The sequence below is a fragment of the Candidatus Neomarinimicrobiota bacterium genome (genome assembly GCA_021734025.1).
Taxonomy (GTDB): Bacteria; Fidelibacterota; JAANXI01; order JAANXI01; family JAANXI01; genus JAANXI01.
This window is the reverse complement of sequence record JAIPJS010000023.1, coordinates 12,922-28,432: the sequence shown is the minus strand read 5'-3', so window position 1 is coordinate 28,432 and position 15,511 is coordinate 12,922. Positions and strand designations below refer to the sequence as shown.

Here is a 15,511-nt window from a genome sequence, read left to right as displayed (position 1 = left end):
GGACGAGAATGAGTGACGCCAAATTCAAACTTCCGCTGAAGGAAAAGATTGGGTACGGTCTGGGCGATACTGCCGCAAACCTGGTGTGGCGCGGCGTTTTGGCATTTTTAATGATTTTTTACACTGATGTCTTTGGCATCTCTGCAGCTGCGGCCGGTGTATTATTGCTGGTAGTGCGGCTGTCAGACGGCGTCACCGATGTCATGATGGGTATGATCGCCGACCGGACGGAAACGCGTTGGGGCAAATTCCGCCCGTGGATTCTCTGGTCTGCGCCGGTGCTTGGCCTGTTTATGGTGTTATCGTTTACGACGCCCAACTTTGGCCCCACCGGAAAACTCATCTGGGCGTATGCGACCTATCTCGGGCTCATTTTGGCCTATACGGCGAACAATGTACCATACTCTGCACTCATGGGAGTAATGACTCCGGACCACGAGGAGCGGGCAAGCCTATCCAGCTTCCGCTTTGCCGGAGCGTTCCTCGGCGGAATCATTATGACCGGTTTCTTGCTGGATTTGGTTAAATATTTTGGCCGGGGAGATCAGCAGAAGGGCTACATGTACTCGACGATAATCTACGCTGTGCTACTGGTAATCCTGATGGTAATCACCTTTTTAACCACCAAAGAGCGGGTTGCGCCACAAAAAATCCAAAAAGGCCACATGAAGCGGGATATGATTGATCTCGTGAAAAACATGCCCTTTATTATTCTGCCCCTACTGACGATTTCGGCCTTCGTGTACTATCGGAACGTTACCACCGGGGTGATTCTTGTTGCCGTGTTAGCCGGAGCATATTATTTCATTAATAAACTGATCAATCGCCCGCGGGAGGAGACCAGCGGAACCCAGAAGGATTTGGTGGACGTGATGCAGAATAAGCCGTGGCTCATTCTGCTGTGCATTGGATTTCTGTTTAACATGTTCAATTCGGTGAAGCAGGGAGCGATTGCATACTACTTTAAGCACTTTGCCAATGAGCCTGTGCTTGCCGGGCGATACCTGCTGGTGCTGCTGATCGTGTCTATGGTCGCGGCATTCCTCACCGGATATTTATCCAAAATCTTTGGCAAGAAGCGTCTGTTTATCGGATCGATGGTACTCAGCGGAATTTTCACTGGGTTCATATTTTATATGGGGCCGGATCAGATTACCGCCGTTTTTGTTCTGGGGAGTATATCCGAGTTTTTCGCGGCAATACTGCCGGTACTGTATTTCACTATGCTTGGTGATGGTGCAGATTTTTCCGAATGGCAAAATGGGCGCCGTGCCACAGGTCTCGTCTATTCTGCCGGAACATTTGTCATGAAGGCCAGCGGCGGGTTCGCCGGCGCGGTCATTGGCATAGTTTTGGCAAATTATGGGTATGACGGTCAGGATCCTGCGACAATTTCGGCAACGATTCCCGGGATCAAATTACTGATGAGCTGGATCCCGACTGTTTTTGTCTTTGTGGCAGCGGGCGTATTTATGTTCTATCCGCTAACGTCGGAAAAGATGGCGGAAATCGAGGCTGATTTGGCTCTTCGGAGGGAACGGGCGGATTCTGGGATTGCCTGAGAACTTGTCGGGCCCCGGTAGACTGGAAAATTTTAATTTTAGTTCAATTTGGCTAATCGCATGAAGCGTCTAATATTTCTCACAATTGCCTGCTTAATATCCAGCGGTGGATGTTCGGAAAATCTCGCCGGAACTGAAGACACGGATAGTACCGAATTCATCTGGCCACCAGCCGCCGAAATTAATGCATCCATAGGTCGAGCAATAAATTTAGGCAATGCCCTGGAGGCGCCTGCAGAAGGTGAATGGGGCGTGACTTTGCAGGAAGAATATTTCGAGGTTATCGACAGCGCAGGATTTGATGCCGTACGTATTCCGGTTCGCTGGTCAGCACACGCAAATGTCGATTCCCCGTACGTCATAGATGAGCAATTTTTCCGTCGGGTGGATTGGGCCGTGGAAAACGCAGTGGATCGAAACCTGGTCGCTATTATTAATATCCATCATTTTGAAGAGATTATGACAAATCCGGCCGCGAATAAAGCACGGTTTTTATCACTGTGGAGACAGATAGCCGATCGGTACAGCGATTACTTGCCTCAATTGATATTTGAAATCCTGAATGAGCCGAACGATCAGTTGACTCCGGACCTCTGGAATCGATATCTCCTGGATGCCTATTCGATTATACGGGAGTCTAATCCAAAGCGTGCTTTGATCATCGGGACAGCCAATTGGGGCGGCCTGGGAAGTCTGGAACAACTCGAGATCCCCGAGGAGGATGAATTTATCATTGTAACCTTCCACTACTACGAACCGTTCCCGTTCACCCACCAGGGGGCGGAATGGGTTGAGGGGAGTGATGCCTGGCTAAACACAGAGTGGACTGGGAACTCTGCAGAGATAGAGAAGGTACGCGCCGATTTTGACCGGGCTGCGGAGTGGGCAGATTCCAAAGGTGTATCTTTGTTTATGGGAGAATTCGGGGCGTATAGCCGGGCCGGATTAGTCTCCCGGGTGCGCTGGACCAACTGTATCGCCAGAGAAGCCGAAAGCCGAGGATTCAGCTGGGCCTACTGGGAATTCTGCTCTGGGTTCGGTGTTTACGATTCCGATACCGGCACCTGGAATAAATATCTTCTGGAAGCCTTAATACCTGAGGACCAAACAGAGTAATCATGAATAAACTCACACGATTTATTACGGATATCATTATGAAAAGAACATTGTGTTATATGGCAGTATCGGTCGCTTTTGTTGTAAGTACCGTACCGGCGAACGGGTTTCTCCATACCGAAGGGGCCAAAATTGTAAATACCGAGGGCGAGGAAGTTCTCTTACGGGGCTTCGGCCTCGGTGGATGGCTGGTGCCGGAGGGGTATATGTTAAAGGTCCCCGGATACGGTTCTCCGACTACTATCCGGAACAGGATCATTGACCTTATAGGAGAAGACGGCGCCGAAGAGTTTTACGGAATTTACCGGGAAAACTATGTGGCGAAGCAGGATATCGATACGATCGCTTCGTGGGGCGTAAATTCCATACGGCTCCCGATGCACTATCGATTACTGTCCCCGGAACAAGGAGTCTATAATGAAGCGGGATTTGGGTTTATCGACAGTCTGCTTTCCTGGTGTGAGTCCAACCAATTGTATTTGATACTGGATATGCACTGTGCGCCCGGCGGTCAAAATTCGGATAACATCAGCGATTCCGACGGTGAGGCCAAACTCTGGACGCAGCCGGAGAACCAGGACCATTTGGTGGAATTGTGGCGGACCCTGGCCGATCGATATGCCGGTGAAGAGTGGATAGGCGGGTATGATTTGATCAATGAACCGGTGATGCCGGACGGCTATACCAATTCGGATCTGCGGAAGCTCTATCTCCGGCTCAAGAATGCGGTGCGTGAGGTCGATACAAATCATATGATCTTCATTGAGGGGAACTGGTATGCCACGGATTTCAGTGAGATGACTCCACCGTTCGATGGGAATATGGTGTATGCGTTTCACAAATACTGGAACGAAACAAATACCGCCTCAATATCTCAATATCTGAATATCCGGAAAAAGTGGGGCGTTCCCCTGTGGCTGGGCGAATCCGGAGAGAACTCCAATCCATGGTTTTACCAAACCATTGCACTGATGGAAGAAAACAATATCGGCTGGAACTGGTGGACCCACAAAAAGGTGGATACCCATACCTCGCCGTATTCTGTCCATAGGACAGAGGGTTACAATGATATTCTGGATTATTGGAACGGAAACGCGGAAAAACCAGGTGAATCTGTAGCCCGGCAAGCACTGGTAGAATTTGCACACAAATTCGCGCTGGACAGTTGTGATTTTCGCCCGGATGTGCTGGCTGCGATCGTGAACCGTGAATCGGCAGCAAAACCACAGCCGTACACTAAACTTACTCTCCCGGGAACAATCTCCGGTGTCCACTATGATATCGGGATGCAGGGCAGCGCCTATTACGATACGGAATATATAAAGACCCGGTGGGATGCAGACCAGCCATGGAATAAGGGCTATAATTATCGTAATGACGGCGTCGATATCACCGAGGTGGAGTACGATGATGAGTTGGTGTACGCCATTGGCCATATTGAGGGCGGAGAATGGGTCACATACACCATAGATGTCCCATATGACGGGGAATATGATGTAGCGTGTGTAATCGCGGGTGAATCAGCTGGAGGGCAACTCCAGCTTTTTCTGGATGGGGAGCCGTTGACCTCACAGGTCGATGTTCCGGAGACAGGCGGCTGGGAGGAATGGAAATCGCTTTCGCTGGGAGAGATGGAACTGCCGGCTGGCGAGCATACGATAAAACTGCTTTTTCACCAGGGCGGATTTAATTTTCTCCGCTTCCGGTTCACGGCGAAAGAAAATGATACCTTCGGCGCGGTCGATTCCCATACGCTGATCGGAAATAATTTCCCAAATCCCTTTAATTCCGAGACCAGTATCCCGATATTAGTCTCAAGAGAATCTGATGCTGTGGTGAGGGTGTACGATATTTCAGGCGCTTTGGTCAGTACCGTGTTTCATGGATTATTGGCCGAAGGAGAGCAGACGATTATGTGGGATGGGCAAAACAACGAAGGGGCACCTGCCTCATCCGGAATATATTTTTATGAATTAAATATCAGGGGAGAAAAAAGAGTTCAGGATATGTTATTGGTTCGGTGAAGAGGGAGCAAAGTAAGTAAAATTTATCGGTTGTTAAGTCAATGGTAATTATGTCTCACTCCTGTTTGGACAATTAACCCAATAGAAAATATAAATACTTGTAGCCAGTGAAGGTTGTGAAATGTATTGCCGGGGAATGCCCAAAATTATCATGGTGATAATTCAAGTATTATCGTATTGATAATATAGTTGAAGCCAGAGAAAGCATGATTCGGCTAAAATGCCTTGATAGAGGCCCCTGGCATGTCTCACACGCTATAATTCATCTGACATTATCATCTTGGCCTAGTTTTTGAACTTATATATACCTGATACACATTTTATCTGAAATAAGACCAAGAGATCGCATTAATTCAAAGACAGGCGTATTTGCAACAGACAGGGAGAGCATCCTGATTTTATATCAGCCAGGCCAATATTCTGTGGCCACCATAAACAATTTACAGTGCAACGCTTCCGATAACTGCCTCAGATTCCCTGAATAATGACAGGCATGGTTTTGCGGCAAAGAGAGAGGACGTTTATTCTGCCGATGGTTTTCGGCCGTTTGGTGTCCTCGCGGTATGAGCGTTGGGAATTTAGATTAGCGAAAACTCGCTATCTACTGGAGATAAACACTAACAAAAGGAGAGAACGATGAGAAAGTTGTTACTCATCACCACACTAGTTTTTACGGTGTCAACCGTATTGGGGCAGGTTCCGCTTCTGGATTTCGAGAATCCCCCTGCGTCCGACGACTCGACTTTTTGGATCTACAGCGAGGCTGAAGCCGATACAGGCGATGTAGATTCAAATTACATCGATATCACGTATATCGATACTGAGGTATTTGCGGGTGATACGGCGATGCAGTTTGATTACCGTGTCCACGACAGTCAGGAATGGGGCGGATTTGCCAAAGTCGAACATTTTTATCCGGACTCAAACGGGACTTTCGACTTTTCAGCATTCACGGATTTGACTTTCAGTTACTATGTCCAAACGCCTCAGTCCATTGCAGGTTCAGTGCAGTTACGAATTAATCTCTGGGATGTCAGTAATTCTCAGAACGGTGCAAAGACCTATGACATCAATGATGCTGAATACTGGTACTCCTTTCACCCGGTATTGGATTCCGATCCCGGTTGGAATACCCAGACCATTTCTCTGGAAGGGGTTTTGGGGGCCGATCAGGCCAACAGCGAATTATTTCAGATGACTAACTGGTCGGGTATCACCGGGAATTCGGAGCTGGATCTGGACAAAATAAAGGCGGTTGCTATTGAGCTGTCTATTGCCTCAAGTCAGCCGGAACCAAAATATTCCGAAGGTGTAGTGCTTTTGGACCATTTTGTCCTTGAGGGTGAAGCCGAAATGCCGTTGGTTTTCTTTAACGGGAAAGCCGTGCCCGGCAATATCTCTTCGTTCGGTACAATGTGGAGTGGTTCGGCGACGGTGGAAGAGGAAGCCGGTATCCCGACTGAGGGTGGCCAGGCGACCGCAGCAATCAAGTGGGAAGGTGGCGATCAGTGGGACGGTCCCCGGTTCGAAACGGCCCAGGCAAAAAATATGCTCTACAAATGGTCGACGGATTCCATTCGGTTCGACATTAAAGCCGAAGCCGGATTGGGCCAGTTACGGTTAGACTTTTTTGATACCGATACCGACGGTGATGGCACCGACGATTATCCCTTCGAAGCCCACTACTTTGTCGAAGAGGCAGATGTAGGTTATGACGGCAGCTGGAAGGAAGTCAAAGTTGCCTTAGCTGATTTTAACCGCAATGTAGGCTTTAATAATGGCGAAACTCAGTATGACGGGGTCTTCGATTCTACCCTGACCAAAGGGTTTGTCGTTCGTGCGACCGGCGCCGCAGCCTGGGGAAAAACCATCTATCTCGATAACATCTGGACCGGTACTCCTGTGATCGATAATGAAGCACCGGCACAGGTAACGGAAGTCAGCGCCACACCTAATGCGTCCGAATATTATAACCTGGTGACATGGACAGATGTAGTCGGTGAATCATACGAGACTTATGATGTCTATGCCAGTACGCAGGCCATTCAGGATCTGGAAGCGGAGTCAGTCTATCTGATTGCTGAGGGTGTTGCCGAAGACGTGAGCAGTACGCCACACTATCTCTTCAATCCGTTTGAGGACAAACAGCAGGATTATTATTACGCTGTGGTCTGTAATGACCAGGCCGGAAACCTCGGTCCGGCAGGCACGGGTGGTCCAATCACCGGAACCGCACGGGGGATTGCGACGATTTCCCTGGATGTACCGGCCGAATTTGCTGCCGATGGCGATTTCTCCGAATGGAACGATATTACTCCGATTGAAGTCAAACCATCAGTCAACAACGTCGTAGTGGGCGGCTTTGACGATGATAACGATTTGACAGCTTCGGTTTGGCTGGCGATGGACAGCGATTATCTCTATATCGCTGCTGACGTTATTGATAACTCATACACTTTTGGTACCGGTGATTGGTGGAACCAGGATGCGCTGGAAATGTTTATAGGTCTCTATGACTATAAAGGTGGAGCCAAACACGCCGCTTATCAGCGTGGTGAGGAACCGGATTTTAACCTGAGTATTCGTCCGGACGGTCTGCATCATCAGAACAAGGGGCAGGATGTGATTTCGCTGGAAGAGGAATTCTTCTGGGCGGATGGTGGAGGACAGGATTACTTCATCGAAACGCGAATTGCGATCGACTCTTTGTTGCTGGATAGTGATACCACCAATTTTACCCCGACTAAAGGCATGCGTATCCCGATGGATATCTACATGCATGACAACGACGGTGGAACGGCGGAAGGCAATATCGCATTTTCACCGCACAATAATGATACCGGCTGGCAGAGTCCTAGCGAGTGGACCTACACATGGTTAGGAAAACCGGGTATAGTATCGGTGGAAGACGGAGAGAACATTATCCGGTCTTACCGGTTGTCACAGAACTATCCGAACCCGTTTAATCCAACCACGGCTATCGAATTTGCCCTTCCCGCGGAAGGTAAAGTTTCAATCGCCGTGTACAATGTATTGGGCGAACGGGTGGCTACATTGCTAAATGAGCACAAACCGGCTGGTGAGTACCAGGTGGAATGGAACGCCCGTGGAGTATCCTCCGGCGTATACTTCTACTCTATTAAAGCAGACGGTTTTCACCAGACCAAAAAGATGGTCCTGATGAAATAGTTCACAGTTTATCTAAGGGGGCAGCCAATGAACCGGATGCCCCTTTGGGTAAATCCGGGGGGAGGGTCATTACTACAGCAGATGCCCAGTATCCTGCACGAACCTTATCGTTCTGTATTCGTAGTTGGATTTATCAATACTCCTGGAATTGAAACTGTTAGGAAAATCGAAAGATGCTAAGACTGAACAAATGTAGCACAATACAGGTGAAGGCGGGAATAAAGCGCACTCGCAGGACCTGTACAAAGGAAAATGACTTATGAAAAGACGATGGCTTGTCCTTGTGATACTGTTACTCGCCGGGGGATCGCACGGCCTGCTTGCCCAAACCACAGGCAAGATCGCCGGCACAGTCACCGACGAGGAATCCGGAGAGCCGTTACCCGGGGTCAATTTGATTCTGGAGGGGACTTCCAAAGGCGCGGCGACAAACGCCGATGGATATTACTACATAATTAACATCCCGCCGGGAACGTATACTCTCAGGGCTCAGATGATCGGATACGAAATAGTACGTGTGACGGACGTCCGGGTGTCGGTGAATCTCACATCAAATATTTCTGTGGAAATGAAACAGACAGCTATCGAGGGTGAGGAGGTCATCGTTGAAGCAGAAATAACCTCCAAAAAGAAAAGCCAGACCAGCAGTGTCCGAAATGTGTCTTCCGACCAGATGGATGCGCTTCCGGTTGAAAACGTGGAATCGGTGATTGAGATGCAGGCGGGCGTGGTTGATGGCCACTTTCGGGGCGGCCGCGATACGGAAGTTACATATCTCATCGACGGTATCCAGGTGGATGATTCTTTTGGCGGGACGGTGAGTGCCGTCAATATCGAGACAGAATCTGTAGAAGATCTGGAGGTCATCACCGGGACATTCAATGCGGAGTACGGCCGGGCCATGAGTGGTGTGGTTAACCAGGTAACGAAAAGCGGTTCCAATACATTCCACGGATCGGTTTATGGTGGAATAGCAAATTACTTTACAGCCCATAACGACGTCTTTCTAGGCCTGAATAATTCAGACCTGGCCAGAAATCAGGATCTCAAATTGCACCTGAGCGGGCCGATCATTAAAGATAAAATTACCTTTTTTATGAACTACAGAAATCAAAATAACAAGAATCACCTGAACGGTATCCGAAGGTTCCAGGTGGACGATTACAGCAGTTTTCTCGGGGATTCCACCCAGTGGATTTCAGAGCATACCGGAGACAGTGCATATGTTCCGATGAATCCGAGCAGCAATACGTCCTTTACGGGAAAAGTTGCCTTTAACCTCTTTCAGGATGTGAGACTTTCCTATCTGGGAATCTTCAATGATGATAACTGGCAGGGTTACAATCATCAGTACAAGTACAATCCCGACGGTATGGCCAGTTCCAACAGCAAATCCGCAATGCACGCCATCCAGATGAACCATATGCTGGGCAGTGCAATGTTTTATGACCTGAAAGTCTCGTATCTGAATGACTATTACGGACGATATGTTTTCAAAGATCCCACAGATTCCGGATTTGTACACGACCGATATTCGAACAACGCCGGTCCGGGATTTTTTACCGGGGGGCAAGAAAAATCTCACGAGGAGCGCACCCTGAACGATTACAATGTGAAATTCGATTTGAATTGGCAAATCAATACGAATCACAGCCTGAAGACGGGGATTCTCTATACCCAACATTCTCTTGACCAGGCCTATTCGCAAATCCGAAACGAGTATTACGGCACCGAATTCGAGGACGATCTCTACGAGCCGGTTGTCATGTCGGATTCCTCGATTTATTCGGATCATTATAAAGTGGAGCCGACAGAATTTTCGGGCTACATCCAGGATAAGATGGAGTTCGATGAAATGGTGATTAACCTGGGAATCCGGTACGATTATTTTGAGCCGAACACCGTCTATCCGTCTGACCGGCGGAATCCGGCCAACCAGTTAGACCTGCCGGACAGCCTGATGTCCACTTATCCCTCGGCTGATCCCAAAACCCAGATTAGTCCGCGGTTCGGGTTGGCGTACCAGCTGGCAGAATCGGCCATTCTGCGCTTTAGTTACGGGCATTTCTTCCAGATGCCCCCCATGTATTCGTTGTATCAGAATAACTCGTTTATCGTGGCGCCAACCAGCTATCAGACGACTATGGGGAATGCACAGCTGCATGCCCAGAAGACCGTGATGTACGAGATCGGCCTCTGGCAGGAAATCATGCCTGGTATGGGATTCGAAGTCGCACTCTTTTACCGGGACATCTATGATCTGTTGAGCACCAAGGTCGTTACCACGTACAACCAGATTAAATACGGACTTTACACGAACAAGGATTACGGTAATGTCCGGGGCGTGGAGTTTAAATACGACTTCAACCATCGGAATTTTTCATCCTTCATTAATTATACGCTTCAGTACACCCGGGCCAATGCGGACAACCCGACACAAACCTTTAACCGCGCCGGTGGAAGTATGGACCCGATCAACCGCCTGATTCCCATGGGATGGGATCAGCGGCATACGTTTAATGTCACCGCGTCATATGGGACGGAGAGACTCGGCTCGACTCTGACGTTTTATTATAATTCGGGAACCGCTTATACGTTTGCTCCCATCGGGGAAAGCCGGTTGTCCCGAATTAATCTGTATCCGAACAACGATTATCAGCCCGCACGATACAGCGTCGATCTGACGGGATATTATACTGTTATGCAAGTCGGCATGGTCAATCTGCAGCTGACGTGGGCGGTGTACAATTTATTCGATACTCTGAATCCGGTGGCAGTCAATAGCGAAACCGGACAGGCGTATACCGCGATTATCAGCGAAAGTGAACGGGGAAGCCACCGGAGTAATTTTAACGACTACGAAGACCGGATAGAAAATCCATCCATGTATGCTGCCCCGCGGCTGGTGAAAATTGGATTAACGACCCGGTTCTGATAACACTGACACAACGAGTTGGAATAAAGATTTTCCACAGATATGCCCAAGGACATTCTACTATGATGCGAAACGTAAAACTCATCCTGCTTGGAATCAGCACACTGGTGTTTCTTAATCCTATAAGCGTGTTTGCACAAAGCCGCCCGTATGAGGGACCGGATGACGCGGCCGGTGATATTGCTGCCGAGCGTGAAGGATATATGAACGGCAACCGGATTTTGCTCTATTTCCAGAACAATACCGAACTGGCGTTTTGGTCGTCGGCAACGGCAAACAGCTCTCAGTGGTCCCGCTGGCCGAATAATTACCAGGGAACCCGGATGCTGGACGGCCTCGCGTTGTTAATCGGGGCCCGGGTGTACATTCAGAACGATACCATTCCGGTAGAGGATCCGGACAGTTATACCGGGAGCGCTCCCCTGGATACGCTGTATTATCTCCAGACGAGCTATCGGGAGGAAATGGATACCAATCCTACCGGAAATATTGAGTGGGGACTTTATCCGGTGTTCGGCTACTTTAATGAATTGAGCGATTATCCCGCCATGAGCAACAAGGAAAGTTCGTGGCCGGCTGTGGGATGGCCATCTCCCACCGGTCCCAAATGGCCGGGCGAGTGGAACGGCCGTTTTGGACGCGGTGTAAAATACGCCGATCTGGAAACCTATTTTGTCGCCAATGACGCCCAGGATCAGGAGTATCTCGGCCCGGAGGATCGGGTCAAATATTATCCGCGGCCCGGTGAATTCATTGGAGATCGTGATCCCAGTGTTACGATTCAGAAAGGTGCACCATGGGGCGGACTGGGACTCCGGGTGGAGGTCAGAGGATTCCAGTGGAATAACCCGCAGGCCCGGGATGCCATCTTCTGGGAATATACCATTGCCAATGTTTCCGATTACGATCTGCCGGAAGTGGCGTTTGGCTATTGGGTGGATAACGGGATCGGTGGGGACGCGGCCGATGATGAGTGGGGGTACTTTGATACCCAGCTCGATATGTCATACTCCTGGGATAATAATGCACTCGGCGATGCCGGGCTCACGCCAGGCATTATGGGGTTCGCCTATCTGGAGAGCCCGGGAATGTCCTTCGACGGAATTGATAATGATGAAGACGGGCTTGTCGACGAACAGCGCGATAATGATGTGGGCGGTTTGATAGGGCCGACTGACGGAATCAACAATTTACAGAAGTTTCTGGAGTTCTATAATCTCCAGGAGAGCGACCTCAAGGAACACTATGCCGGTGACGAAGATCAGGACTGGCAGGATGGCCGGGACCTTAATGATGATGGGATCTACCAGATTACCGAATATCCGGGTGATGATGTTGGCCTTGATGGCATTGGGCCGGCCGAACTGAACTATACCGGTCCCGATCAGGGTGAGGGGAACCATATGCCGGACTTTGTGGAAGGCGTCGGTTGTGAGCCGAATTATAACTTTACCGATGTCAGTGAATCCGATATGGTCGGCCTGACCTCGTTCCGCCTGTTTCCGATCCAGAGCCATGCGTCTGATCACTGGTGGTTCCGCGGCGATCGCTCCATGTGGGAACTGGTAGGCCAGGATTCGCTCATTGAATTCAGTGGCAGTATTGCCAATTTGGTAGAGGTGTTCGCCTCAGGTCCGTTTCCGCTTTATAAGGGATTGACGGAACGGATTTCCATGTCCGAACTTCACGCGTTCGATCCCCTGGCCGGCCTGCAGTCGGACAATCACCACGCCCCGGCCCTGTTCCAGCAGAAGCGGATTGTCCAGGTGATTTATGAGCGAGACTATCGCTTTGCCCAACCTCCGGCAATGCCGACATTGACTGCAACGCCAGGTGACGATAAAGTGATTCTTACCTGGGATAATTTCTCGGATCAGATGACGCGGGATCCGTTTATGGGCAATGTCAACGATTTCCAGGGGTACAAACTGTTCCGAGCCACCGATAAAAAGATGTCCGATCCGGAGGTCATTACCGACGGATACGGTACCCCGACACTGAAAAAGCCGATTTTTCAGTGCGACATCATCGATGGCACATCGGGATTTGCAGATTACGGTATGATTAACGGCGTCGGATATTATCTGGGCTCGGATAATGGCCTTACTCACTATTTCGTGGATAATACTGTCCAGAACGGACGAACCTATTATTATGCGATTGTTGGATACGATTCAGGAGCAGCGAGTATCGGCCCCGGTATTTCTCCGTCACAGAACCGGATAATCATCGATGTGAACGAGTCCGAAGAAGTCGTGAGTATCGGACCGAACGTCCAGATCGTGACCCCGCATCAGCCAGCAGCAGGGTTCGTTGAGGATGAGGTGGAGGCCGTGGAAAATCAGCACGTCGTCGGGACGGGAACCGTCGCAGCTGAAATTCTGGCCGAAGGCAGCCTGAAAAAGAACAACATTTACACGGTGAAATTTGACGTGGATACTCTGCAATCTTACAGTGACTATGGACACGGCCTCGAATATACCAACACAGGATTCCGGGTGTATGATGCCACCGCCGGAAACGAACTGGTGTACCAGGAAAATCCGGACAATTTTGCGTTTCAAAATATCGTGTATAACGATACGTCGGATACCTGGCATATCAAGGAAGGCACTTCAATCTATACCGATGTATTTGATGGGTTGCGGCTGGAGATGACCCTGCCGGTCGAAAAGGCGACCTATAATTTTCAGGAATCCGGCTGGATCACCGGGGCCAAAGCTGTCCGGGTAATGCCATCTGTTGGGGAATCACGGTATTTCCCATGGGATTATGTCATCGAGTTCACGGCAGATGAGGCGGTCTATACCGGGAAGACGACCAATGTCATTGGTGTCCGGGACGCACAAGGGAATCGGATTCCTCGTTCAGAATTGTTGGGCGGCGAGGACTTTAGTTTCCGGGTGATTAATACCTCTTTTACGGACTCCACCGGCGGGTATCCACTCATGGATCTCCTGGTGCGTGATATGAACGAAAACGGTGAATACGATCTTCCGGAGGATCGGGTGTTGGTGGGTGCTCATTCATCGAGCAGTGGACGCTGGGGCGGAACAATTTTAGTGCTCGGTTTTGAGAATACCTCCCTCACCGGGATGCCGGAATCGGGGGACAAGTATTTTGCGACCTTCGAGCGCCCGTTTATAGAATCCGATTCCCTGATGTTTAATGTGGTGTCGAACGATTCTCTGGATGAGGCCGGTTTGAAGGAGAGCATGAAGCAGATTAAGGTGGTCCCCAATCCATACGTAGCAACCAATGCCATGGAGTCGGCCGTAGCCAATTCGGCACTAAACCAGCGCCGGCGATTGCTGTTTACCCATATTCCGGCTCAATGCGATATCAAAATATTTACGGTTAGTGGCGTGTTAGTCGATGAAATCCACGTAAACAACGTAGCGGAAAATGGGACGGCTCATTGGGATATGCTTACCAAGGAAGGGTTGGAGATCGCAGGTGGCATGTATCTCTACCACATTAAATCGACAGCTACTGGTGAAGAAAAAACCGGCAAATTCGCGGTCATCAAGTAGGGAATAACTATGGCTGCAGAGAAAATTGACACGAGACTTACGGGTGTAACTATGATAAGAAAATTTCTTCCGGCGATGCTGATGGTAACACTGGTGTGTGGATTCTTGGCAGAGTATTCTCTGGCCCAAAAGCCGTATCGTGTTGGAACAACCACGGCAAATTTCCTGGAGATTGGGATCGGATCGGCCGGCAATGCCATGGGCGAAGCCTATGTCAGCATGGCCAACGATCTCTCGTCAATCTATTGGAATCCTGCGGGCCTGGCCTTTATGCGGCAAAATGAGGCACAGTTCATGTATCAGCCCTGGTTTGTAGATATCAGCACGCAATTTGTGGGAGCAGCGGTGGTAGTGCCACGGGTCGGGACGATTGCGGCCTCCGTGTTTTACATGGATTATGGAGAAATGGATGTGACAACCCTGGAATACCAGGATGGCACGGGAGAAACGTTCACAGCGAGCGATTTTAACGTGAGTCTGGCCTATTCCCGGAAGTTGGCTGACTGGTTTGCGTTCGGCGCTACCGGAAAATTCATTTCCTCCCAGATTTGGCACCTGAGCGCCAGCGCGATGGCTATGGATTTGGGTGTGATCATCAATACCCACTTTTTATCGCCGACCGGAGCACGGGGCGAGGGAATGCGGATCGGTATGAGTATCTCCAACTACGGAAGCCGGATGCAGTATGATGGCATTGATTTGATTACGCCCATTGATATCCGTCCGGACGAAAACGGGAACTACGCCGATGTACCGGGCCAGTATCGGTTGCAGGGCTGGGAACTCCCGCTGATCTTCCGGCTGGGAACTTCCTATGACCTAATTCGGACCTCGAATAACCGGGTTAGCCTCTCCGTGGATGCGCTGCATCCGAATAACAATTCCGAATCCATTAACGTCGGTGCACAATACGAATTGAATATCCCGGCTACCGGACGCTTTTACATCCGTGGCGGATACAAATCGCTGTTTATGGTGGATTCCAACTACGGGATGACCTTTGGCGCGGGTATGGAACTGGACTTTATGGGCAATACCGGTTTAAAACTGGACTATGCTTATAAAGCAATGAACCTGTTTAATGCGCCGCAAAGCTTTACTGTGGGAGTCGTATTTTAACTGAACGGAATTGAACGGACAGGGTTTATCGCA

7 protein-coding genes are annotated in these 15,511 nt (G+C 49.7%); all 7 read left to right on the top strand.

Features of this window, described 5'->3' with window-relative positions:
• The first annotated feature begins 8 nt into the window (after window positions 1-8).
• The 7 genes from K9N57_16180 (at window position 9) to K9N57_16150 (ending at window position 15,478) form a co-directional block, all read left to right on the top strand.
• On the top strand, window positions 9-1,562 hold the full coding sequence (locus K9N57_16180) for an MFS transporter (GenBank protein ID MCF7805723.1): 1,554 nt from the start codon (window positions 9-11) through the stop codon (window positions 1,560-1,562).
• A gap of 60 nt (window positions 1,563-1,622) precedes the next feature.
• Window positions 1,623-2,678 carry a glycoside hydrolase family 5 protein gene (locus K9N57_16175; GenBank protein MCF7805722.1) on the top strand — a complete coding sequence of 352 codons (1,056 nt, stop codon included), beginning with the start codon at window positions 1,623-1,625 and terminating at the stop codon, window positions 2,676-2,678.
• A 2-nt stretch (window positions 2,679-2,680) separates the two neighbouring features.
• Window positions 2,681-4,702, top strand: a complete 2,022-nt coding sequence (locus K9N57_16170; GenBank protein MCF7805721.1) for a cellulase family glycosylhydrolase — start codon at window positions 2,681-2,683, stop codon at window positions 4,700-4,702.
• Between the two features lie 636 nt (window positions 4,703-5,338).
• Entirely contained in the window at window positions 5,339-7,891 is a 2,553-nt protein-coding gene (locus tag K9N57_16165) for a T9SS type A sorting domain-containing protein (protein MCF7805720.1), read from the top strand.
• A gap of 259 nt (window positions 7,892-8,150) precedes the next feature.
• On the top strand, window positions 8,151-10,826 hold the full coding sequence (locus K9N57_16160) for a TonB-dependent receptor (GenBank protein MCF7805719.1): 2,676 nt from the start codon (window positions 8,151-8,153) through the stop codon (window positions 10,824-10,826).
• 65 nt (window positions 10,827-10,891) lie between these two features.
• Window positions 10,892-14,359: a hypothetical protein gene (locus K9N57_16155; protein MCF7805718.1), complete on the top strand. Its 3,468-nt coding sequence runs from the start codon at window positions 10,892-10,894 to the stop codon at window positions 14,357-14,359.
• 75 nt (window positions 14,360-14,434) lie between these two features.
• Complete coding sequence (locus K9N57_16150) at window positions 14,435-15,478, top strand: PorV/PorQ family protein (protein MCF7805717.1); 1,044 nt, start codon at window positions 14,435-14,437, stop codon at window positions 15,476-15,478.
• Window positions 15,479-15,511 lie beyond the last annotated feature (33 nt).